The organism is Flavobacterium sp. Root186 (assembly GCF_001428525.1).
Classification (GTDB): Bacteria; Bacteroidota; Bacteroidia; order Flavobacteriales; family Flavobacteriaceae; genus Flavobacterium.
The window spans coordinates 24,498-46,967 of sequence record NZ_LMHW01000003.1 but is presented as its reverse complement, the minus strand read 5'-3'; the positions used below and the strand labels follow the sequence as shown (position 1 = coordinate 46,967).

Genomic DNA, 22,470 nt, shown 5'->3' with positions numbered 1-22,470 from the left:
AAAAAACCTTACCAAAATTTTAATCATGATTAAAAAGTTACTTTTTACATTTTCGCTAATAACCGTTTCAATTACAGCATTTGCACAAAGTCCGAAACGCGGAATTGCGTATGGAAATAATTCAACGGCTGATTTATTAGCACTTAAACCCGGAATTTCCTGGTGGTACAATTGGGGATCACTTCCTGAAAATGACGTTAATGCGAATTACGCAACTCTTGGAGTTGAATATGTTCCAATGGTTTGGGGAAAATTAAGCGATGCCGATTTACAGGCTTTTATAAATCGTATTAAACCCGGTGCTAAATATTTATTAGCCTTTAATGAGCCTAACTTTAATGACGGTGCAAGATTGACTCCGCAGGAAGCCGTTAATGCCTGGGTAAACGTAGAAAAAGTTGCAGCTGCAAAAAACTTAGAAATCGTAAGCGCATCTCCAGCCTTTAATGGTCCTGATAATTATGGCGGTTACAGCAGTCCTACCGCATGGCATGATCAATTTTTTCTTTTGTGCCCTACTTGTAAAGTCGATTATATTGCCTTTCATACTTATGACAGTTCTTCTGGCGCCGTTATTGGCGTAACCGGACTTCTAAAAAAGTACAACCGCCCAGTTTGGGTCACTGAATTTGCAAACCGCGTAATTCAGTCTGAAGCAGATAAAATTGCTTTTATGAAACAAATCCTGAACAGTTTTGAAAACGATCCCGACATTTACAGATATTCATGGTTTACAGGCCGTGTTCCTGCGGAATGGACAGATATGCAGGAAGGGCAATTATTAAGCCCGACAAGTGGTGTGTTAAAACCAATTGGAACAGAATATATTAATGTTAGCTACACAGCAAAAAAATTAAATGTTCCTGGAAGAATTACAGCTAATCAACATTACAGAAGAAAAGGAACCGGACTTCAAAACACTACAGATTCTGGAACGGGACAAAATGTATGCTTTATAGACAGCGGTGACTGGAACGAATTTATGCTTAATGTTGCCAATGCAGGAACTTATAATTTAACGTTTAGAGTTGCATCACCAACTATTCCGGGGAAATTTGATATTCTGGTTAATGATGTTGTAGTAAAAACAGATGAAACTTTTCCTGTAACTGGTGGATATCAGACTTATGCAGACAAAGTTGTAAACGGAGTTACGCTACCAAAAGGTGAAGTTTATTTAAAAATTAAATTCAAATCAAACGATATGAATTTTAATTATATTGATGTAGCTTCAGGGAACTTAGGAGTAAATGATCCTAAAACAGATAATGATTCTTTTACTATTTATCCAAATCCAATTAAAGTCGAGTCTACGCTTCATATAAAATCATTTACAACAGAACCTGTATCTCTAAAAATAGTGGATATGAAAGGAAGTATCTGCTTCTCTTCTAATGATTACTCAACAAATGAAGATATTAAGATTGGCGATAAATTAGCAAGTGGAATTTATATTGTAAATGTTTCGTATGGTTCGATTAAAAAATCAATGAAAATTATAAAAAACTAATTTTTAACTATACAAAAAGCGCCTTCCATAAATTTGAAAGGCGCTTTTTTATTTGGCTTTGCAAAAATTATATTCCTGCAATCTCTTTTATTTCATCAATAATACGAAGTGCTAAAGTATCTGCTTCTTTTTGTGAAGGCGCTTCTGTATAAATTCGAATAATTGGCTCTGTGTTCGATTTTCTTAAATGAACCCATTCATTGGCAAAATCAATTTTCACACCATCAATTGTCGAAATATCTTCGTTTTTGTATTTCTCTGTCATAGCCGTTAAAATCGCATCAACATCAATTTGAGGAGTTAATTCGATTTTGTTTTTACTCATGTAATATTCCGGATAAGAAGCTCTCAAGGCCGAAACTGCTATTTTTTTGTTCGCTAAATGCGTTAAAAATAAAGCAACTCCTACCAAGCTGTCACGTCCGTAATGCAATTCAGGATAAATAATTCCACCGTTACCTTCACCACCAATAACTGCATTATTTATTTTCATTAATTCAACAACATTTACCTCACCAACTGCACTAGCTTCATACTTTCCGTTATGTCCGTTTGTTACATCACGCAATGCACGAGACGAAGACATATTCGAAACCGTATTTCCAGGAGTTTTACTCAAAACATAATCAGCGCAGGCAACTAATGTATATTCTTCACCAAACATTTCACCATCTTCACTAATAAAGGCCAAACGATCAACATCTGGATCAACAACAATTCCTAAATGCGCTTTTTCTTTTACAACCAATTCAGAAATATCAGTTAAATGTTCTTTTAAAGGTTCTGGATTATGAGGAAAATGTCCGTTTGGTTCGCAGTATAATTTTACAACTTCAACGCCCATTTGTTCTAATAAATTCGGAATTATAATTCCGCCAGAAGAATTCACACCATCAACAACAACCTTAAACTTAGCATCTTTTACCGCCTGAACATCTACTAAAGGCAAATTCAGAACTTCGTCAATATGAATATCCATATAGGCATCATTAAGCGTAATTTCTCCAAGATTATCAACATCAGAAAAATCAAAAGCTTCAGCTTCGGCAATTTCAAGAATTTTAGCACCATCATCTCCGCTTAAAAATTCTCCTTTTTCATTTAATAATTTTAAAGCATTCCATTGTTTTGGATTATGAGATGCCGTTAAAATAATTCCTCCATCTGCTTTTTCAAGAGGAACTGCAACTTCAACCGTAGGAGTTGTCGAAAGTCCAAGATCAATTACATTAATTCCTAAACCTATTAAAGTATTTACAACAAGATTATGAATCATTGGCCCGGAAATTCTTGCATCGCGGCCAATTACAACTGTTAGTTTTTCTTTTGAAGTATTGTTTTTAAGAAAAGTTCCGTATGCCGATGCAAATTTTACAGCGTCAACAGGAGTCAGGTTATCTCCCACTTTTCCACCGATTGTTCCTCGTATTCCTGAAATCGATTTTATTAAAGTCATCTTTGTGAGTTATGGTTATTTTATTACAAATATAGAAAAGTTACTAATGTTCTGAGTCGCTAAGAGGCTAAGATTTTTTTTATATCGTAATTTTTCAGGTACAATGTCTGATTATTTTACAATAAATACCGAGGTTCTCAGATGTTAAGATACTAAGCTTTTTTAATACCATAAATATTTAAGTAAAATGCTGCTTATTTTATAGCAAAATGATTTAAAAAAGTTTTTATACATTTACTAAAATAACTTAGTGACTGAGTAACTCAGAACCTTAGCAACTTTAAAAAAAATGAATTTCTTAGCCCATATATATCTTTCCGGTGAAAATGATTTAATTAAAATTGGCAATTTTATGGCCGATGGCATTCGCGGAAAACAATTTGAACATTTTCCGCAAGATGTTCAAAAAGGAATTCTTTTACACCGTTTTATAGACACTTATACAGACTCACACGATATTTTTAGACAAAGCACAAGACGTCTTCACGAAAAATACCATCACTATTCCGGAGTGATCATAGATATTGTTTACGATCATTTTTTAGCCAAAAACTGGGCAAATTATTCAGATGAAAAATTAGAAGATTTCATTAATCGTTTTTACAATTCACTGCACGAAAATTATGCTGTTTTAACCGAAAAAACCCAAGGCTTAATGCCTTACATGATAGAAAGAAACTGGCTTTTAAGCTATAGAACTGTCGAAGGAATTCATCAAATTTTAACCCAGATGGACAGAAGGTCAAGAAATGTTTCAAAAATGCAGTTTGCCAGTGAGGAATTAAAAGAATTTTATACCGAATTTGAACAGGAATTCACTCTCTTTTTTGAGGATATTCAACAACAAGCCAAACAAAAATTACTTTCCTTATAAACCTAACCATTTTATAAAATATGTTCTTGTTATGAAAAAAATTTCACTTCTATTTTATTTTATATCCCTTTACAGTTTTGCACAGCATAGTGCAGCACCGACTGGTTTAACAGCTTCAAAAGCAATGGTCGTTTCGGCCCGCATAGAAGCATCAAAAATTGGTATCGAAATAATGAAAAAAGGCGGAAATGCATTTGATGCCATGGCCGCAACCGAGCTGGCTCTGGCAGTTGCCTATCCGTATGCGGGAAATCTTGGCGGCGGAGGATTTATGGTTTACAGAAAAGCAAATGGCGAAGTTGGAAGTTTGGATTATCGCGAAAAAGCACCGCTTGCTGCAACAAAAAATATGTTCCTTGATAAAGACGGAAATGTAATTCCCGGAAAAAGTACTGAAACTCCTTTAGCAATTGGCGTTCCCGGAACCATAGCCGGAGTTTTTGCCGTTCATAAAAAATTTGGCTCTCTGCCTATTTCAGAAATCCTGAAACCAGTTATTGCACTTGCCGAAAAAGGCGTTGTCGTAACTCTAAAACAGCAAAAACAACTTGAAAATTATCATGATGCTATTGTGAAGGCAAATGGACCAACTACCTTAATGGCCGGAAAATTTAAAGAAGGCGATACAATCAAATATCCTGCACTTGCCAGCACGCTTAAACGAATTTTAAAAGGCGGTAAAGACGAATTCTACAAAGGCAAAACGGCTCAGGTTTTAGTGGATTATCTTAAGAAAAAAGGAGGTATTATTACACTTAAAGATTTAGCATCTTACGAAGCAAAATGGAGAAACCCATTGCAGTTTGATTATAAAGATTTAAAAATTACTTCGATGGCTCCTCCAAGCAGCGGCGGTATTTGTCTGGCGCAGATTTTGAAAATGATTTCTCCATTTTATTTATCAAAAATGGGACATAATTCAGAGCAGTCTATTCAAGTTATTGTTGAAGCAGAAAGAAGAGCTTACGCAGACAGAAGCCAGTTTTTAGGGGATCCTGATTTTGTAAAAATTCCAATTAAAGGTCTTTTATCTGATTCTTATTTAAAAGAAAGAATGTCAAATTTTGACTCTGAAAAAGCTTCATTATCATCAGAAATAAAAGAAGGAAAAATTACGTATAACGAAAGTACTGAAACAACGCATTATTCTATTGTTGATCAATTTGGAAATGCTGTTTCTGCAACCACAACAATAAATGACGGTTTTGGATCTAAATATTATTGTGATGAATTAGGCTTTTTCTTAAACAACGAAATGGACGATTTTAGTGCAAAACCTGGATCGCCAAATATGTTCGGGCTGGTTGGAAACGAAGCAAACAGTATTGCACCTCAAAAAAGAATGCTCAGTTCAATGACGCCAACAATTGTTGAGAAAAACGGAAAACTTTTTATGGTAGTAGGTTCTCCGGGCGGGTCTACAATTATTACTTCAGTATTACAGACCATCCTGAATGTTTACGAATATAATTTAAGCATGCAGGCGGCTGTAAATGCACCACGTTTTCATCATCAATGGCTTCCGGATCTTATTACGTTTGAACCAAATACGTTCAATTATAATACTATCGAAAGTTTAAAAGCCAAAGGTTATTTGATTAACGAAAAAACGACGCCTGTAATTGGCAAAGTTGACGCCATTTTGGTTTTGCCGGACAATACTCTTGAAGGAGGTGCCGATTTTCGTGGTGATGACAAAGCTGCGGGATTTTAAAGCAAAAATATTTTAGTAGAAAAATTTGACAAAATCGAATGTTTAAAGCTAAATTTGTATTCTCCGTAACTTTTTAAAAACACAATGATAAAAAAACTTTTCCGAAGATTAGAAAGCATTATTGCTTTGGCTCAATCTATTTTGACACCAAAGCAATTCATTTTTTTATCCAGTGTTTTGGTCGGAATTTCTTGTGCATTTGCGGTAATCATTTTAAAAACATTTGCCCATAGCGTTTTTTCATTTGCCACTTATCTTAGCGGAATTTTAAAATTAGGTTTCATTAATAGTATTCTGCCCATAATTGGTATTTTATTGACTGTTTTGGTGGTAAAAAAAGTTTTAAACGGAACCATTCAAAAAGGAACTTCTCAAATTTTATACGCTGTAGCCAAAAAGGCAAGTATAATTCCGAAAAAGCAAATGTATGCGCAGATTGTTACAAGCTCTTTGACCGTTGGTTTAGGAGGTTCAGCAGGTTTAGAAAGCCCAATTGTGATTACAGGAGCTGCTTTTGGTTCAAATTATGCCCAAAATTATAAATTAGCCTACAAAGACAGAACTTTACTCATTGGCTGCGGAGTTGCGGCAGGAATTGCAGCTGCTTTTAATGCGCCTATTGCCGGAGTTCTTTTTGCGATAGAGGTTCTCTTGGTTGATGTTAGTATTTCTGCCTTTACACCTATTATGATTTCGGCAGCGACCGGGGCTTTGGTTTCGGCAATTGTATTAGACGAAAGCATTCTTTTATCTTTTAAAAAACAAGAAACTTTTGATTACCACAACATTCCTTTTTATATAGTTTTAGGCTTATTAACCGGATTTATAGCGGTTTATTACGCACGAAATTTTCAAAAAGTTGAGCACTATTTTTCAGAACTAAAAATGGGTCCTTATAAAAAAGCCCTGATTGGTTCTTCGCTTCTGGCGCTTCTTATTTTTATATTCCCAACGCTGTTTGGTGAAGGTTATGAAAGTATCAAAATTCTATCAGAAAGTGATCCCGGACAATTATTAGACAATACCTTATTTGCCAGCTGGAGAAACAATCATTGGGTTTTACTTCTTTTTGTAGGATGTACGATGATGATAAAAGTATTTGCTTCAGGGCTTACAATTGGAAGCGGTGGAAACGGAGGTAATTTTGCTCCTTCACTATTTTTAGGATCTTATCTGGGTTATTTCTTTTCTAAATTCATCAGCTTAACTGGTTTATCAAAATTACCAATCAGTAATTTTACTATGGTTGGAATGGCCGGAATTTTGAGCGGATTATTTCATGCACCTCTTACCGCAATTTTCCTTATTGCAGAAATTACAGGAGGTTACGGTTTAATGATTCCACTTATGATTGTTTCATCAATAAGCTTTGCCATTTCAAAACGTTTTGAAAAATATTCTCTTGACGTAAAAAATCTGGCAAAAAAAGGTCATGCTTTTACCAGCAATAAAGACTCGAATATCTTATCGACTTTAGATATCGATACTATCATCCAAACCGATTATTTAACGGTTTCTCCAGAAGAACATTTAAGTAAATTAGTAGATCTTATTTCACACTCTAATCAGGTAATTTTTGCAGTTGTAGATAATGACAGAGAACTTGTTGGTGTCGTACATTTTAATGATATTAGAGAAATTATCTTTAATGCTTACCGCGTAAAATATACTTTAATTAAAGATGTAATGAAAACTCCTCCTGCAACCATTTCTTCCAATGACAGCATGGAGATTGTAATGACCAAATTCGAAAGATCTAAAACTGCCTTTCTTCCCGTTTTACGAAATGACAAATATTTTGGTATGATTTCAAAGTCTATTGCACTTGAGGCTTATCGAATGAAATTGCGTTCTATGACGATAGAATAGTTTTTTAAAGATTAAAACCTAGTAGATATCAATACAAAAATGTACTATATTTAGTTTTAATTTACATCTAAAATTATAAGCTAAACCATAAACCAATCAAATGAAAAACTATTTTATTCTTATTCTGCTGCTTGCAGCTTTTCAGAATGTACAATCGCAAAAAACAGATAAAAAACAACTAATTAAAGAACTTGCTAATGATGCATGTTCATGTATAGATTCCATTCCAACATACAATAGAATAAAAGATTCAATCACAGCAAATATACATTCTTGCATAGACTATAGGGTTGTAGCCTATCAAATCACAGATCAATTATCCAATATTGATTTATCAGACAACTCGCAAGAAAAAAAAGAAATAAAAGTACCCATCAATACAGATAAAAATCCCAAAGAATATCAGGACATCTATTATGATTTAGAACGCTATCTTATGGAAAACTGTGAAGCCATAAAAAGTAAAGTTGCTTCAACAGATAAGGAGAACAAAAATTCTGTCTCCAATAATAAAGAGGCAATGAAATATTATGAGTTAGGTATTGAGGAAAGCAAAAAAAATAATTTTAAAGAAGCAATTGAAAATTACAAAAAGGCTGTGAAAATTGATCCTAATTTTGCATTTGCCTATGACAATATGGGAATTTGTTACCGAAAATTAGAACAATATGATGAAGCAATTGATGCTTATGAAAAATCTCTAAAAATTGATCCTCAAGGTTTATTGCCACTGCAAAATATAGCTGTAGCTTATTCATATAAAAAAGAATATAAAAAGGCAATTAAAACTTATGAAAAATTAGCTTTAATAGAGCCTAACAATCCAGAAGTTTTTTATGGAATTGGCCAAATGTATTCAATGTATATTAAAGATTATGAAAAAGGTTTAGATAATATGTGTAAAGCCTATAGCCTTTACGTTGCACAAAAATCTCCTTATAGAACTGATGCTGAAAAAATTATTCAGATGCTTTACGATCAAATGAAGAAAGATGGAAATGAGAAAAAATTTAATGAAATTTTAGAAGCAAACAACATTAGCCAGAACTAGAAATTTGTTACAATTTTTAACATAAACTTCTATACTCTAGTACTAAAAGAACAAATCAAAGTGGTAACTTTGCGTTTTGCTCAAATTTATGCTAGATAAAGACAATACTATTGAAGTTCTTGGCGCAAGAGTTCATAATCTAAAAAATATCGATATTTCTATTCCGCGTGAAAAACTGGTTGTAATAACAGGTCTTTCGGGTTCGGGAAAATCATCATTAGCGTTTGATACGATTTATGCTGAAGGTCAGCGTCGTTACGTAGAAACTTTTTCTGCATATGCGAGACAATTCCTTGGTGGGTTAGAACGTCCAGATGTTGATAAAATCGACGGCCTTTCGCCGGTTATTGCAATTGAACAAAAAACTACCAGTAAAAGCCCGCGCTCAACTGTTGGAACTATTACTGAAATATACGATTTCCTTCGACTTTTATACGCTCGTGGTGCTGACGCTTACAGTTACAACACCGGCGAAAAAATGGTTTCTTATTCTGATGAGCAAATTAAAGATTTGATTATCCAGGATTATAATGGTAAACGTATTAATATTCTTGCTCCGGTAATTAAAGCCCGAAAAGGACATTATGCCGAATTATTCCAGCAAATTACCAAACAAGGATTTTTGAAAGTCCGCGTAAATGGTGAAGTTCAGGATTTAGTTGCAGGAATGAAACTGGATCGTTATAAAACTCACGATATTGAAATTGTAGTCGACAGAATGTTGATTGAAAATACCGAAGACAATCAAAAACGATTGGCTGAAAGTATTAATACAGCCATGCATCATGGCGAAAACGTATTAATGATTTTAGATCAGGATACAAATGAAGTTCGTTATTTCAGTAGAAACTTAATGTGCCCAACAACCGGAATTTCGTATCAAAATCCAGAACCGAATTTATTCTCTTTTAATTCACCAAAAGGTGCTTGTCCGCATTGTAATGGATTGGGAACGGTTCACGAAATTAATGTTAAAAAGATTATTCCGAATCCGAAATTATCTATTAAAAGCGGCGGATTTGCTCCGCTTGGCGAATATAAATCTTCATGGATTTTTAAGCAGTTAGAAACTATTGGAGAAAAATTCGGGTTTAAGATTACAGACTCAATTGAGAAAATTCCGGAAGAAGCCATGGAAATGATTTTGTATGGCGGAAAAGATAAATTTACAGTAAGTTCCAAAGATCTTGGCGTAACTCGAGATTATAAAATTGATTTTGAAGGAATCTCAAACTTCATCAAAAATCAATATGACGAAAGCGCAACAACTAGCATAAAACGCTGGGCAAAAGATTTCATGGACGAAATTAACTGTCCTGTCTGTGAAGGTTCGCGTCTTAAAAAAGAAGCTTTATTTTTTAGGGTAAATGAAAAAAATATCACGGAATTGTGTGATATGGATATTTCAGATTTAACGGCTTGGTTTCAGGATTTGAATAGTCATTTAACTGATAAACAGCTTTTAATTGCTTCCGAAGTTGTAAAAGAAATTAAAGATCGTTTGAACTTTTTGATGAATGTTGGTTTGAATTATCTGGCTTTAAGCCGAAGTTCAAAATCACTTTCGGGCGGTGAAGCGCAGCGTATTCGATTAGCAACACAAATTGGTTCACAATTGGTTGGTGTTTTATATATTTTGGATGAGCCAAGTATTGGTTTACACCAAAGAGATAATGAAAAACTGATTCATTCTTTGGAACAATTACGTGATATCGGCAACTCGGTTATTGTGGTTGAACACGATAAAGACATGATCGAACGTGCCGATTATGTTATTGATATTGGTCCGAAAGCCGGGAAATATGGGGGAGAAATTATCAGTATCGGTACTCCTGCTGAAACTTTAAAATCAAACACCATTACCGCTCAATATTTGAATGGTAAAATGAAATTGGAAATTCCGAAAGAACGCCGCAAAGGAAATGGCAAGTTCTTGAAACTAAGCGGAGCAACTGGAAATAACTTAAAAAATGTTTCTATTGAATTGCCTTTAGGACAAATGATTTGCATAACTGGGGTTTCAGGAAGTGGAAAATCGACATTGATAAACGAGACGCTCTACCCTATTTTGAATGCTTATTATTTTAATGGCGTAAAAAAACCACAGCCTTATAAAAAGATTGAAGGTTTAGAACATATTGACAAAGTAATTGATATTGACCAAAGTCCGATTGGAAGAACACCACGTTCAAATCCAGCGACTTATACAGAAGTTTTTACTGAAATCAGAAACTTGTTTACAATGACTTCCGAAAGTATGATTCGCGGTTACAAAGCAGGACGTTTCAGTTTTAATGTAAAAGGCGGGCGCTGCGAAACCTGTGAAGGTTCTGGCGTAAGAACCATTGAAATGAACTTTTTACCAGACGTTTATGTAGAATGCGAAACCTGTCAAGGGAAGCGTTTTAACAGAGAAACACTGGAAATTCGATACAAAGGAAAATCAATTTCTGATGTTTTGGATATGACGGTTGATGAAGCGGTTCCGTTTTTTGAAAACATTCCGAAAATTTACAGAAAAGTAAAAACGATTCAGGATGTTGGATTAGGTTATATTACACTTGGACAGCAAAGCACAACACTTTCGGGTGGTGAAGCTCAGCGTATCAAACTGGCCGGAGAATTATCTAAAAAAGACACAGGAAATACTTTCTACATTCTTGATGAACCTACAACAGGTTTACATTTTGAAGATATCCGAGTTTTAATGGATGTTATCAATAAATTAGTTGATAAAGGAAACACAATCCTGGTTATCGAACATAATATGGATGTGATTAAACTTGCAGATTATATTATCGACATTGGTCCTGAAGGTGGAAAAGGCGGTGGACAACTAATAGCTAAAGGATCTCCTGAAGAAGTAGCGAAAAATAAAAAAAGTTATACGGCTAAGTTTTTGAAAAAAGAGTTAGAATAAAAATATCTTCATTAATGAGATGGATTAAAATCCGTTGTGTCAAAATCACAGATTGAAATCCGTTTCTACAATATGTACCGTTCCTTCGGAACTCTATTATTGGGGCGAATCGACATTTTCAACGGATTAAAATCCGTTGCTACTGATATTTCGTTCCTACGGAACTTTCTTTACGATGAGTTTATCAAACTACGGATTTCAATCCGTTGACGATTTTTGATGCACTGAATTTTATGATATACCTCAATTCAATTCTAACAAAACTATTTCTATTTACACTAGTTTTTTAATCTATTGATTATTAATCTTCAAGCAAAAGAACCAACAAAGAAATGTTACATTTCAATTAATAAATGTACATTTTTATAACAATTCTTAAAAAAAGCACTAATTTAGTACGCCCTTTTTGTCAACGCTTTTTCATTTTGGCAAAAACTAAGATAAAAATCTATGAATCTAAAAGACAAATTCAGTAATGTAGACCAATATTTTTCGCCTAAAATAATTGACGAAGTGAACGATCAATATATTAAAGTGGCCAAAATAAAAGGTCAGGAAGTTCCATGGCATAATCATGAAAATGAGGATGAATTATTTTATATTGTCGATGGTGAACTTTTAATGGAAATTGAAAACAAACCTGCTGTTACAATGAAAAAAGGTGATTTATTTGTTGTAAAAAAAGGTGTAAATCACAGGGTTTCGTCGGTAGAAGAATGTTTAATAATGCTGATAGAATCTAAAACTACAGAACATACCGGAAAAGTTAAAAGTAACATTACGAAATCAATTGAAGAACAAACGTATTAATAAAAACTTCTTCTAATAAACTAAACATCTATTGAAACCAAATGCCCTAGCCCTGATGGGAGCGGCATCCTTTTGTGGCGGGGTTCGCCACAAAAGATATAGTGGACAGCAGGATTCAGCTCCTTCCTTCGACTATGCTCAGGATGACATAAAAGAAACAGCTTAATAAAATATAAATAATTAAAATACCTAAAATGAGATTAGAAGATTTTGATAATGATGAGGATAAAGTAATCCAGGACAGTTTAAAACAAAAAACCTGGAATGAAATTCGAACTAATGACAGCTGGGCGATTTTTAAAATCATGTCCGAATTTGTAAACGGTTACGAAAGCATGGGGCGTATTGGTCCGTGTGTATCTATTTTTGGATCGGCGAGAACAAAACCAGATGACAAATATTATTTACTGGCTGAAAAAATTGCTTTTAAAATTAGTAAAGCCGGTTATGGTGTAATTACGGGAGGAGGCCCGGGAATTATGGAAGCCGGAAATAAAGGTGCACATTTAGGCGGCGGAACTTCGGTTGGTCTAAATATCGAACTGCCTTTTGAACAGCATTTTAATCCGTATATCGATCACGATAAAAACCTGAATTTTGATTATTTCTTTGTGAGAAAAGTTATGTTCGTAAAATATTCGCAAGGTTTTGTGGTTATGCCGGGAGGTTTTGGAACGCTTGACGAAATGTTTGAAGCGATCACTTTAATTCAGACTAAGAAAATTGGTAAATTTCCAATTATTTTGGTTGGAGTTGAATTTTGGTCTGGTTTATTGGATTGGGTAAAAACAGTTTTAGTAGAAAAAATGCACACTGTAAGTCCTGAAGATTTGAACTTATTCAAAATCGTAGATACTGAAGATGAAGTGGTTGACGTTTTGGATAAATTCTATAAGAAATACGACCTGAGTCCGAATTTCTAAAATATTTGCAGGGTAAATAAATTTTGTAAGATTAAGTATTCTTAAAAAAATCTGTATTTATTTTGCCTATAAGGTTAAATTTACACCTATTACGATATAAAAATTGAAAGCTGTTTTTTAAAACAGCTTTTTTTATGCTATTTTTACATAAAGCCATGAATAAATTTATGCACGTAATTTTAGGTATATTTATAATTTTTACGCCATTTCTTGAAATCAATATATAAAATTATAATTCTCTTTTTTGTTTTATTTAGTTCGATAAAACAGTATGCACAACATCAGTCTAAGATGGAAGTGGCGGTTAATCTTGAACTAAAAACGCTGAATGTAAAACAGGATATCACTTATTTTAACACTTCAAACGACACGTTGGTTTCGATTGTTTTGAATGATTGGAATAATGCATTTTCGGATAAAAATACGCCTTTGGCAAGACGCTTTTCTGATGAATTTTATCGTGGTTTTCATTTAGCAAAAGCTATCGAAAGAGGAAATACGACAATTTTAAACTTAACCGATTCGGGCTTTACGGCACTTGAATGGGAAAGAACAGATAAAAACCCAGATTTTATTGTGGTTAAGCTAAACCAAAAATTACTTCCGGGAGAACAAATCACTTTACATGTCAATTATATTTCGAAGATTCCGAGTGATAAATTCACGCATTATGGATTTAATCAAAACGGAATGAATTTAAAAAACTGGTTTTTAAATCCTGCACGTTATGAAAATCATCGTTTTATAAGATACAATAACTTTAATCTTGACGACATTGCAAATTCGGTTGTCGATTATGAAGTCGAAATAAAAATCCCTAATGATTATTCCATTACGACGGATTTAAATTCGGTTTCGAAAGATATTTCAAATTCGGCGTTTACTAATTATTCTTTTTCCGGAAAAAACAGATCAGACTTTAATTTATTTATCGAAAGACAAAATAATTTCAAAAGCTATGATAATGGAACGATCGAAGTTCTTTCGGATTTAAAAAACAAAAAAATCAGCGAAGTTCAAAAAGCGATTATAATTGACAGGGTTGCTGCGTTTGCAAATGAGTTCCTTGGTAAATATCCGAATGAAAAAATTACTGTTTCACAGGCAGATTATGAGCGAAATCCTTTTTATGGATTGAATCAGCTGCCTTCCTTTTTGAGTCCGTTTTCTGATGAATTTATGTTTGAAGTAACTTTCTTCAAAACCTATTTAAATAATTATTTAAAAAATTCACTTCGACTTGATCCTCGAAAAGATAATTGGGTTTATGACGGAATCCAGATTTATGCCATGATGAAGTACATGGAAGAAAATCATCTGGATGAAAAAATGCTGGGAAAACTTTCGAGAATGAAACTTTTTAAAAGCTACAATATTACCAACCTGACTTTTAATGAGCAATACAGTTATTATTATATGCTGATGGCTCGTAAAAATCTCGATCAGCCGCTGGGAGATCCAAAGAATACGCTAATTAAATTTAACGAACAGATTGCGAGTAAATACCGTGCGGGTTTAAGTTTAAGTTATCTTGATGATTATTTGAATCATAATATTGTTCCAGAGAGTATTCAGGAATTTTATAATTTGAATAAAACGCAACAAACAAATCGTTATGATTTTGAAAAAATCCTGACCGAAAAAAGCCCGAAAAATATCGACTGGTTTTTTAAAACTATAATCGATTCACGAGAAATTATCGACTATAAATTTACACATGTTTCTAAAACGGCAGACAGCATACAATTTTCGATAAAAAACAAAACAAATATTTATGCCCCAATTCCGGTTTATGGTTTAAAGAAAAATGAAGTTGTTTTTAAGGAATGGATTGAACCTAAAAATACAGATTCTGTTTATCAATTTGACCGAAAAAATGCAGACAAATTAGTGATTAATTACGATAACGAAGTTCCTGAATTCAATCAGAGAAATAACTGGAAATCCCTAAAAAGTCTGGTCATTACCAATCGTCCTATAAAATTTAATTTTGCCAAAGATCTGGAAGATCCTTATTACAATCAGATTTTATATATTCCAACGCTTACGTATAATTATTATGACGGATTAACACCGGGAATTCGTTTTCATAATAAAACAATACTCGACAAACCTTTTACTTTTGATATTAATCCGGCCTATTCGATAAAAGCGGGAACAATTTCCGGTTCATCGGCTTTTTCGTTAAATCAGTTTTACCGAAACAGCACACTGTATAATGTACGCTATTCTATAAGTCAAAACTATTTTCATTATGCTCCGGATGCCACTTACCTGCGATTAAATCCTATGATTCAATTGCGCATTCGTGAAGAGAACTTTAGAGATAATAGAAAACAGCTTATTTTGTTTCGTCAGGTAATTGTAAACAGAGAAGCAAGCCAATTTATTACGGATAATTCTAAACCGAATTATTCTGTTTTTGACGCACGTTATGTAAACACAAAAACAGAATTGGTTAATCATTTTAATTTCATGACTGACGTTCAGTTTGGCGGAGGTTTTGGAAAAGTTTCGGGAGAAGTTGAATACAGAAGATTATTTGAAAATAATCGTAAACTAAATTTAAGATTGTTTGCCGGAAGTTTCTTGTACAATAAAACAAATTCAGATTATTTTAGTTTTGGATTAGACAAACCAACAGATTATTTATTTGATTATAATATTTTGGGAAGATCCGAAAGTACAGGGATTTTCAGCCAGCAATATGTAATTTCCGAGGGTGGTTTTAAATCAAAATTAGATCCTGCATTTGCCAATCAATGGATGACAACTTTAAACGCCAGCTATGCTTTATGGGACTGGGTTGAAGTTTACGGCGATGTTGGTTTGGTAAAAAATAAACATCAAAATATCTATTTTGCTTATGACAGCGGGGTACGGTTAAATCTGGTTCCTGACTATTTTGAACTTTATTTTCCAGTCTATTCGAATAACGGGTGGGAAATTTCTCAAAAGAATTATAACGAAAAAATCAGATTTGTTATCACTTTAGCCCCAAAAGCATTAGTTACTCTTTTTACCCGAAAATGGTTTTAATTAAATAAATTTTAATCAAAAACATAAATTATTATCACAAAAAAGACAAAAATAATAAAAATAACACAATTAAAATACGTAGTTTTTTGATTTTAAATACAAATAATTAAATTATATTTATTTTAAAGAATTATGATTATTGATTGTTTTTAAGTAATTTCGCAGTCTTAACATGACCCCTACAAGATTATGATAACAGAAAAAAGCAATACAACTTTAACTTTTGAAGATTTCAAAACTGAGGTATTGAACGACTATAGAATTGCTATAACAAGCAGAGAATGTAGTCTTTTAGGTCGTAAAGAAGTATTGACAGGAAAGGCCAAATTTGGAATATTTGGTGACGGAAAAGAAGTTCCGCAGCTTGCAATGGCAAAAGCCTTTAAAAATGGGGATTTCCGCTCTGGTTATTATCGCGATCAGACATTTATGATGGCGATTGGCGAATTAACTTCTAAGCAGTTTTTCGCAGGTTTATACGGTCATACTGATTTAAATCATGATCCAATGTCAGCCGGAAGGCAAATGGGCGGACACTTTGTAACGCACAGTTTAAACGAAGACGGATCGTGGAAAGACTTAACAAAACAAAAAAATTCAAGTTCAGATATATCGCCTACAGCAGGACAAATGCCAAGATTATTGGGATTAGCTCAGGCTTCTAAAATTTACAGAAACGTTAATGGAATTACCATTAAAGATAAATTTTCTGTAGATGGAAATGAAGTTGCCTGGGGGACAATAGGAAACGCAAGTACTTCTGAAGGTTTGTTTTTTGAAACTATAAATGCTGCCGGAGTTTTACAAGTTCCGATGGTAATGAGTGTTTGGGATGATGAATACGGGATTTCAGTTCACGCCAAACATCAAACTACAAAAGAAAACATTTCTGAAATCCTTAAAGGATATCAAAGAGATGAAGATTCTAAAGGTTATGAAATTTTTAGAGTAAAAGGATGGGATTATGCAGAGTTAGTTTCGACTTACGAAAGAGCGGGCGCAATTGCACGTGAAGAACATATTCCGGTTTTAATTCACGTAAACGAATTAACGCAGCCTCAAGGGCATTCAACTTCTGGTTCTCACGAACGTTATAAAAATGCAGAAAGATTAGCCTGGGAAAGAGATTTTGACTGTATTCGTCAGATGCGTTTATGGATGATCGCCATTAACATTGCATCTCCAGAGGAATTAGCAGAACTTGATTTTGAATTAAAGAAAGAAGTCCTTGAAGCTAAAAAAGATGCCTGGAACGATTTCATCAATCCGATAATTGAAGATCAAAAAAATCTTTTGGATTTATTGGAGCAAATCGCAGAAGCAAGTATCAATCATAAAGATAGAATCAGAAAATATATTTCAGAATTAAGTGCGATAAAAGCGCCTTTAAAGAAAGAAATTCTGGTTTACGCAAGAAAGATTCTTCGTTTTATAGAAGTTCCAAACAGTAAAGTTCTTTTATCAAACTGGATTACGAATTTTATTGGAGCTACTCAGGGAAAATTCAGCAGTAACCTGCATTCAGAATCTGCACAAAATGTATTTTCTGTAGAAAAAGTACTTCCTGAATATGCCGAAAATGCAAAACCGGATTTAGACGGAAGAATGATTCTTCGTGATAATTTCGACGCTTTGTTTAGTAAATATCCTGAAACATTGATTTTTGGGGAAGATGTTGGAAACATTGGCGACGTAAATCAAGGTCTAGAAGGCATGCAGGAGAAATACGGTGAACTTCGTGTTGCCGATGTCGGAATTCGTGAAGCGACTATTATTGGTCAGGGTATCGGAATGGCATTGAGAGGTTTACGTCCGATTGCCGAAATTCAATATCTTGATTATTTATTGTATGCTATTCAAATCATGAGTGATGATTTAGCTACTTTACAATACAGAACAGTTGGAAAACAAAAAGCACCATTAATTATCAGAACCCGCGGACACCGTTTAGAAGGTATCTGGCATTCTGGTTCTCCAATGGGAATGATTATAAACGCTATTCGCGGAATCCATGTTTTGGTTCCGAGAGACATGACTCAGGCTGCAGGATTTTATAATACTCTTTTAGAGTGCGACGAGCCAGCATTAGTTATTGAATGTTTGAATGGTTATCGTTTAAAAGAAAAAACGCCTTTAAACTTTGGTGAATTCAAAACTCCGATTGGTGTTGTTGAAACCCTAAAAGAAGGTGCTGATATTACTTTAGTTTCTTACGGATCGACTTTAAGATTGGTTCAGCAAGCAGCTGAAGAATTATTGGTTTTAGGAATCGACTGTGAAATTATTGATATTCAGTCTTTACTTCCGTTTGATATTAATAAAGATATTGTAAAAAGTGTTGCTAAAACAAATCGTCTTTTAGTAATCGACGAAGATGTTCCTGGCGGAGCTTCAGCTTACATTTTACAGCAGATTCTGGAAGAACAAGATGCTTATAAATATCTTGACAGCAAACCACAAACCCTTGCTGCAAAAGCGCACCGACCAGCTTATGGAACTGACGGTGATTATTTCTCTAAACCTTCTGCAGAAGATATTTTTGAGAAAATTTACAGCATGATGAATGAAGTTAATCCTTCTAAATTTCCTAGTTTGTACTAAGAATTTAGATTACTTAAATAATATAAAAGCTCCAAGTCAATTTTGATTTGGAGCTTTTTTTATTATATACAAAGTGAAAGTCATTGCAAGGAACGAAGCAACCTTACTAATAATTATCGACAAAGCAAATGAGATTGCTTTATTCTTCGCAATGACCCGCATAAATCAGCGCTTTCGCGAAAGAGAATCTGTAAAATCCGTGAACCATTAAACCCGCAATCTAAGACTTCAAAATAGCCCTAGCCTTCTCTAAATCTTCAGCCGTATCGATCCCAATTCCAACATGTGTTGTCTCGACCATTTTTATGCGTTTTCCGAACTCTAAATATCTTAACTGCTCCAATTTCTCAGAAGCTTCCAAAGATTTCATAGGAAGGCTGTAAAAATCTAATAAAGCCTGTTTTCTAAAAGCATAAATCCCGATGTGCTGAAAATAACGAACACCGACATCTTTATCTCTAGGATATGGAATTACTGAACGTGAAAAATACAATGCAAACTGCGACTGATCTACCACCACTTTTACATTATTCGGATTATTGATTTCCTCTTCATTTGTGATTTCACGCATCAACGAAGCCAAATCAATCTTTTTATCTTCATCGTTTTTAAAAACAGACAAAACTTGTTCTAAAGGTCCCGCTTCAGTAAAAGGTTCATCGCCTTGCACATTTACAACAATATCAACATCGAGATTGGCAACAGCTTCGGCAATTCGGTCACTTCCAGATTCGTGTTCTTTGATACTCATAATAGCTTTTCCACCATTTGAAACAATTTCATCGAAAATTAAATCAGAATCGGTTACAACAAAAACATCGTCGAATAAGTTTGTTGAAACCGCAGCTTCGTATGTTCTTAAAATTACTGTTTTACCTCCCAAATCCTGCATTAGTTTTGCAGGAAAACGTGTTGATGCGTATCGCGCCGGAATTACCGCTATTATTTTCATTTTTTATATCATTGCGAGGAACTAAGCAATCTCATCCTCATTATTAATTTATTCTTTTGTGAATCTCTGTGCAAATCTTAGCGAATCTCTGTGAAAGTTATTACGCAAAGATGCACAAAGGTTTGGCAGAGATTCGCAAAGTCTTTTACAATATTTTTACCGAAGTCATACTCAACGAACCAGCTAAAAGTTTATCATTAAACAAGTTCAATTCTTCTGACTTTTCTTTTAAACCTAAAGTGTACAACAAAGGCAGATAATGATCTGGAGTTGGAATTGCAATTTGAACCGCTTTACTCATTTTTTCGTACTCAATTAAAGGCTGGAAATTTCCATCCAATAAATAATTATTTACAGTTTCTCTGGCTTCAATTGCCCAATCGTAGCCGTAATTGTCTTTATCAAAATTCCTGAAATCAACTAAACGAAGATTGTGCACAATATTGCCGCTGCCAATAATCAAAACTCCTTTATGACGCAGTGACTGAAGTTTTTGTGCAAGTTCAAAATGATATTGTCCAGATTTTGTATAATCAATACTCAACTGAATTACCGGAACATTTGCTTCCGGATATAAATGTTTAATAACACTCCACGCGCCATGATCTAACCCCCAATGTTCGTCTAAATCAACATGAACCGGTTCTAATATTTTCTTTGTTTCAACTGCCAATTCCGGGCTGCCTTTTGCAGGATACTGCACATCAAAAAGTGCCTGCGGAAAACCACCAAAATCGTGAATGGTTCTCGGCATTTGCATCGAAGTTACCTTGGTTCCGTTCGTAAACCAATGCGCTGAAATACACAAAATAGCATTGGGCTGCGGCAATGTTTTAGCCAGGTTTCGAAAACCAGCCACAAACTGATTTTCTTCAATAGCATTCATTGGGCTGCCGTGTCCTAAAAACAAAACCGGCATTTTATCTGTATTCGAAAACGTCGATGAAATCGAATGTAAGTCGTTTAGTGTTGTCATTATAAAATAATTTAAACACGGATTACACAGATTTGCACTAATCTAAATTAAAAAAATTCGTGCTAATTCGTGAAATTAGTGTTTTATTCCTCAAAACTCTCGTCTTTAAATCCTATCAAATATAATTTATTTTTGGCACGTGTCATTGCTGTGTAAAGCCATCTTATATAATCATGATCGATTCCGTTTGGTAAATACGGCTGTTCTACAAAAACCGTATTCCACTGTCCTCCCTGCGATTTATGACACGTTATGGCGTAGGAGAATTTCACCTGCAAACCATTAAAATATTCGTTTTCTTTTACCTTTTGAAATTTCTTATATTTTGTCGATTCATCTTCATAATCCTTCATTACTTCTTCATACAAACGATTTGATTCTTCGTAGGTTAACGATGGAGATTCACTCTTTATCGTATCTAAAATCAATACCGTTTCAAAAGGTTTTTGATCCGGATAATCGACCATTCTTATTTTTACTCTTGCAAAAGTAAAACCATACAATTCTTTGATTCCGAACATCTCCAGAACCTCAATAATATCACCATTGGCAATAAATCCTGCTTCATCTGTTTCTTTCAGCCAGAAATAATTATTCTTTACAACCATTAAAAAATCGCCTACAGAAAGCTCACTTTCTTTAAACAAAATTCTGGTTCTGATTTGTTCGTTGTATTGATTTGCTCTTTTATTCGAACGGACAATAAAAGCCGTGTCTTCAATACTATAATTGCTGTAAGCTGTATTTATCGCATCCTGAATATCATATCCATCAGTTAAACGAACGATATCTTTAAATTTTTTTACATTGAATTTAAACTCCGTAATAAAGCTTTCTTTCAATAGTTCGCGTAATTCGGTTGCATTGAATAAAATTCCCGAACTTTCTTCCTGACGCATTACTTCATCCAATTCAATATGTTCGATTTCTTTATCGTAATGCACGCCCAAAGTATGCGTATCTAAAGCCGGGCTGATATCTAAATTTACCGGAGGAAGCTGCGCTGTATCTCCTAAAAGAATCATTTTGCAGTTGGTTCCAGAATAAACATAATTAATCAAATCATCGAGAAGCGAACCACTATCTAAAGTACTGTCTGAAATCATCGAAGCCTCATCGACTATAAAAATGGTGTTTTTATGTTTGTTGACTTGTTTGGTAAAAGCCACTCCTCCACCCGATGCTTTTTTAGGAAAATAGATCTTCTTGTGAATTGTAAAAGCCGCTGTATTTGAATAATTTGCAATTACTTTTGCCGCGCGTCCGGTTGGTGCTAGCAGGACAAACTTTTTATTAATATCGCCAAGATTGTTTACGATTGTCGAAATCACCGTTGTTTTTCCGGTTCCTGCATATCCTTTTAGAACAAAAATGGTATTGTTTGCGGGTTCGGTTAAAAAAATGGCAATTTTTTGAAAAAAAATATCCTGCTTATAAGTGGGTGCAAAAGGAAATCTTTTTTGCAAAACGCCGTAAAACGATGCTGAATTCATAAGGTAAATTTGAAACACAAAGTTCGTTCTTTTTAATGGCAATAACAATGACAAAAATCAATGACAATGTTTATATGTTTATAAAGTTAAAGCCGAAATCTCTAATCTCGAATTATTTATGTAACTTATATCATTCAAAAGAATAATAAAAACATAACGTGATGCTAACCTTCTTGTAATATTGTTTTTTAAAATTGCAATTATATTAGTTGCTTTTTAATTTGTAAGTTTGCGGTCACCTTAAATTCTTTCTTGAAACACAACAGGTAACGAATTGTAAAT

Annotated in this window: 14 protein-coding genes; 10 read left to right on the top strand and 4 right to left on the bottom strand. The window is 33.9% G+C overall.

The window, feature by feature from the left end; translation table 11 throughout:
* Positions 1–25: 25 nt before the first annotated feature.
* Positions 26–1,510 carry a glycosyl hydrolase gene (locus ASD98_RS02980; RefSeq protein ID WP_056200026.1) on the top strand — a complete coding sequence of 495 codons (1,485 nt, stop codon included), beginning with the start codon at positions 26–28 and terminating at the stop codon, positions 1,508–1,510.
* A 67-nt stretch (positions 1,511–1,577) separates the two neighbouring features.
* On the opposite strand, the gene glmM is transcribed toward ASD98_RS02980, so the two are convergent.
* Positions 1,578–2,966, bottom strand: a complete 1,389-nt coding sequence (gene glmM / locus ASD98_RS02975; protein ID WP_056200023.1) for a phosphoglucosamine mutase — start codon at positions 2,964–2,966, stop codon at positions 1,578–1,580.
* A gap of 289 nt (positions 2,967–3,255) precedes the next feature.
* Here glmM and ASD98_RS02970 point away from each other — a divergent pair, with 289 nt between their 5' ends.
* The 9 genes from ASD98_RS02970 (at position 3,256) to ASD98_RS02930 (ending at position 18,767) form a co-directional block, all read left to right on the top strand.
* Complete coding sequence (locus ASD98_RS02970) at positions 3,256–3,840, top strand: ACP phosphodiesterase (RefSeq protein ID WP_056200020.1); 585 nt, start codon at positions 3,256–3,258, stop codon at positions 3,838–3,840.
* Between the two features lie 31 nt (positions 3,841–3,871).
* Positions 3,872–5,554: a gamma-glutamyltransferase gene (gene ggt, locus ASD98_RS02965; RefSeq protein ID WP_056200017.1), complete on the top strand. Its 1,683-nt coding sequence runs from the start codon at positions 3,872–3,874 to the stop codon at positions 5,552–5,554.
* A gap of 84 nt (positions 5,555–5,638) precedes the next feature.
* Positions 5,639–7,423, top strand: a complete 1,785-nt coding sequence (locus tag ASD98_RS02960) for a chloride channel protein (protein WP_056200014.1) — start codon at positions 5,639–5,641, stop codon at positions 7,421–7,423.
* 100 nt (positions 7,424–7,523) lie between these two features.
* Positions 7,524–8,474 carry a tetratricopeptide repeat protein gene (locus ASD98_RS02955; RefSeq protein WP_056200010.1) on the top strand — a complete coding sequence of 317 codons (951 nt, stop codon included), beginning with the start codon at positions 7,524–7,526 and terminating at the stop codon, positions 8,472–8,474.
* A gap of 88 nt (positions 8,475–8,562) precedes the next feature.
* Positions 8,563–11,394: an excinuclease ABC subunit UvrA gene (uvrA, locus tag ASD98_RS02950; RefSeq protein WP_056200008.1), complete on the top strand. Its 2,832-nt coding sequence runs from the start codon at positions 8,563–8,565 to the stop codon at positions 11,392–11,394.
* A gap of 450 nt (positions 11,395–11,844) precedes the next feature.
* On the top strand, positions 11,845–12,204 hold the full coding sequence (locus tag ASD98_RS02945; protein ID WP_056200006.1) for a cupin domain-containing protein: 360 nt from the start codon (positions 11,845–11,847) through the stop codon (positions 12,202–12,204).
* A 194-nt stretch (positions 12,205–12,398) separates the two neighbouring features.
* Positions 12,399–13,127 carry a TIGR00730 family Rossman fold protein gene (locus ASD98_RS02940; RefSeq protein ID WP_056200002.1) on the top strand — a complete coding sequence of 243 codons (729 nt, stop codon included), beginning with the start codon at positions 12,399–12,401 and terminating at the stop codon, positions 13,125–13,127.
* 291 nt (positions 13,128–13,418) lie between these two features.
* Positions 13,419–16,166, top strand: a complete 2,748-nt coding sequence (locus tag ASD98_RS02935; RefSeq protein WP_056199999.1) for a hypothetical protein — start codon at positions 13,419–13,421, stop codon at positions 16,164–16,166.
* Positions 16,167–16,355: 189 nt separating this feature from the next.
* Positions 16,356–18,767, top strand: coding sequence for a thiamine pyrophosphate-dependent enzyme (locus ASD98_RS02930; protein ID WP_056199996.1), 2,412 nt, complete (start codon positions 16,356–16,358; stop codon positions 18,765–18,767).
* A gap of 220 nt (positions 18,768–18,987) precedes the next feature.
* Here the strand turns inward: ASD98_RS02930 and kdsB are convergent, their stop codons facing one another.
* The 3 genes from kdsB to ASD98_RS02915 all read right to left on the bottom strand — a co-directional run bounded on the left by kdsB (position 18,988) and on the right by ASD98_RS02915 (position 22,188).
* Positions 18,988–19,719 (bottom strand): 3-deoxy-manno-octulosonate cytidylyltransferase, encoded by a 732-nt coding sequence (gene kdsB, locus ASD98_RS02925; RefSeq protein WP_056199993.1) that lies wholly within the window; start codon positions 19,717–19,719, stop codon positions 18,988–18,990.
* Between the two features lie 145 nt (positions 19,720–19,864).
* Positions 19,865–20,695, bottom strand: a complete 831-nt coding sequence (ygiD, locus tag ASD98_RS02920) for a 4,5-DOPA dioxygenase extradiol (protein WP_056199991.1) — start codon at positions 20,693–20,695, stop codon at positions 19,865–19,867.
* A gap of 83 nt (positions 20,696–20,778) precedes the next feature.
* Entirely contained in the window at positions 20,779–22,188 is a 1,410-nt protein-coding gene (locus ASD98_RS02915; protein ID WP_056199988.1) for an ATP-dependent RecD-like DNA helicase, read from the bottom strand.
* Positions 22,189–22,470 lie beyond the last annotated feature (282 nt).

Bases quoted from the DNA above. Each gene is read 5' to 3' on its own strand.
- ASD98_RS02915 (WP_056199988.1), bottom strand. From the start codon at position 22,188: ATGAATTCAGCATCGTTTTACGGCGTTTTGCAAAAAAGATTTCCTTTT.
- glmM (WP_056200023.1), bottom strand. From the start codon at position 2,966: ATGACTTTAATAAAATCGATTTCAGGAATACGAGGAACAATCGGTGGA.
- ASD98_RS02960 (WP_056200014.1), top strand. From the start codon at position 5,639: ATGATAAAAAAACTTTTCCGAAGATTAGAAAGCATTATTGCTTTGGCT.
- ygiD (WP_056199991.1), bottom strand. From the start codon at position 20,695: ATGACAACACTAAACGACTTACATTCGATTTCATCGACGTTTTCGAAT.
- uvrA (WP_056200008.1), top strand. From the start codon at position 8,563: ATGCTAGATAAAGACAATACTATTGAAGTTCTTGGCGCAAGAGTTCAT.
- ggt (WP_056200017.1), top strand. From the start codon at position 3,872: ATGAAAAAAATTTCACTTCTATTTTATTTTATATCCCTTTACAGTTTT.
- ASD98_RS02940 (WP_056200002.1), top strand. From the start codon at position 12,399: ATGAGATTAGAAGATTTTGATAATGATGAGGATAAAGTAATCCAGGAC.
- ASD98_RS02955 (WP_056200010.1), top strand. From the start codon at position 7,524: ATGAAAAACTATTTTATTCTTATTCTGCTGCTTGCAGCTTTTCAGAAT.
- ASD98_RS02935 (WP_056199999.1), top strand. From the start codon at position 13,419: ATGGAAGTGGCGGTTAATCTTGAACTAAAAACGCTGAATGTAAAACAG.
- ASD98_RS02930 (WP_056199996.1), top strand. From the start codon at position 16,356: ATGATAACAGAAAAAAGCAATACAACTTTAACTTTTGAAGATTTCAAA.
- ASD98_RS02945 (WP_056200006.1), top strand. From the start codon at position 11,845: ATGAATCTAAAAGACAAATTCAGTAATGTAGACCAATATTTTTCGCCT.
- ASD98_RS02980 (WP_056200026.1), top strand. From the start codon at position 26: ATGATTAAAAAGTTACTTTTTACATTTTCGCTAATAACCGTTTCAATT.
- kdsB (WP_056199993.1), bottom strand. From the start codon at position 19,719: ATGAAAATAATAGCGGTAATTCCGGCGCGATACGCATCAACACGTTTT.
- ASD98_RS02970 (WP_056200020.1), top strand. From the start codon at position 3,256: ATGAATTTCTTAGCCCATATATATCTTTCCGGTGAAAATGATTTAATT.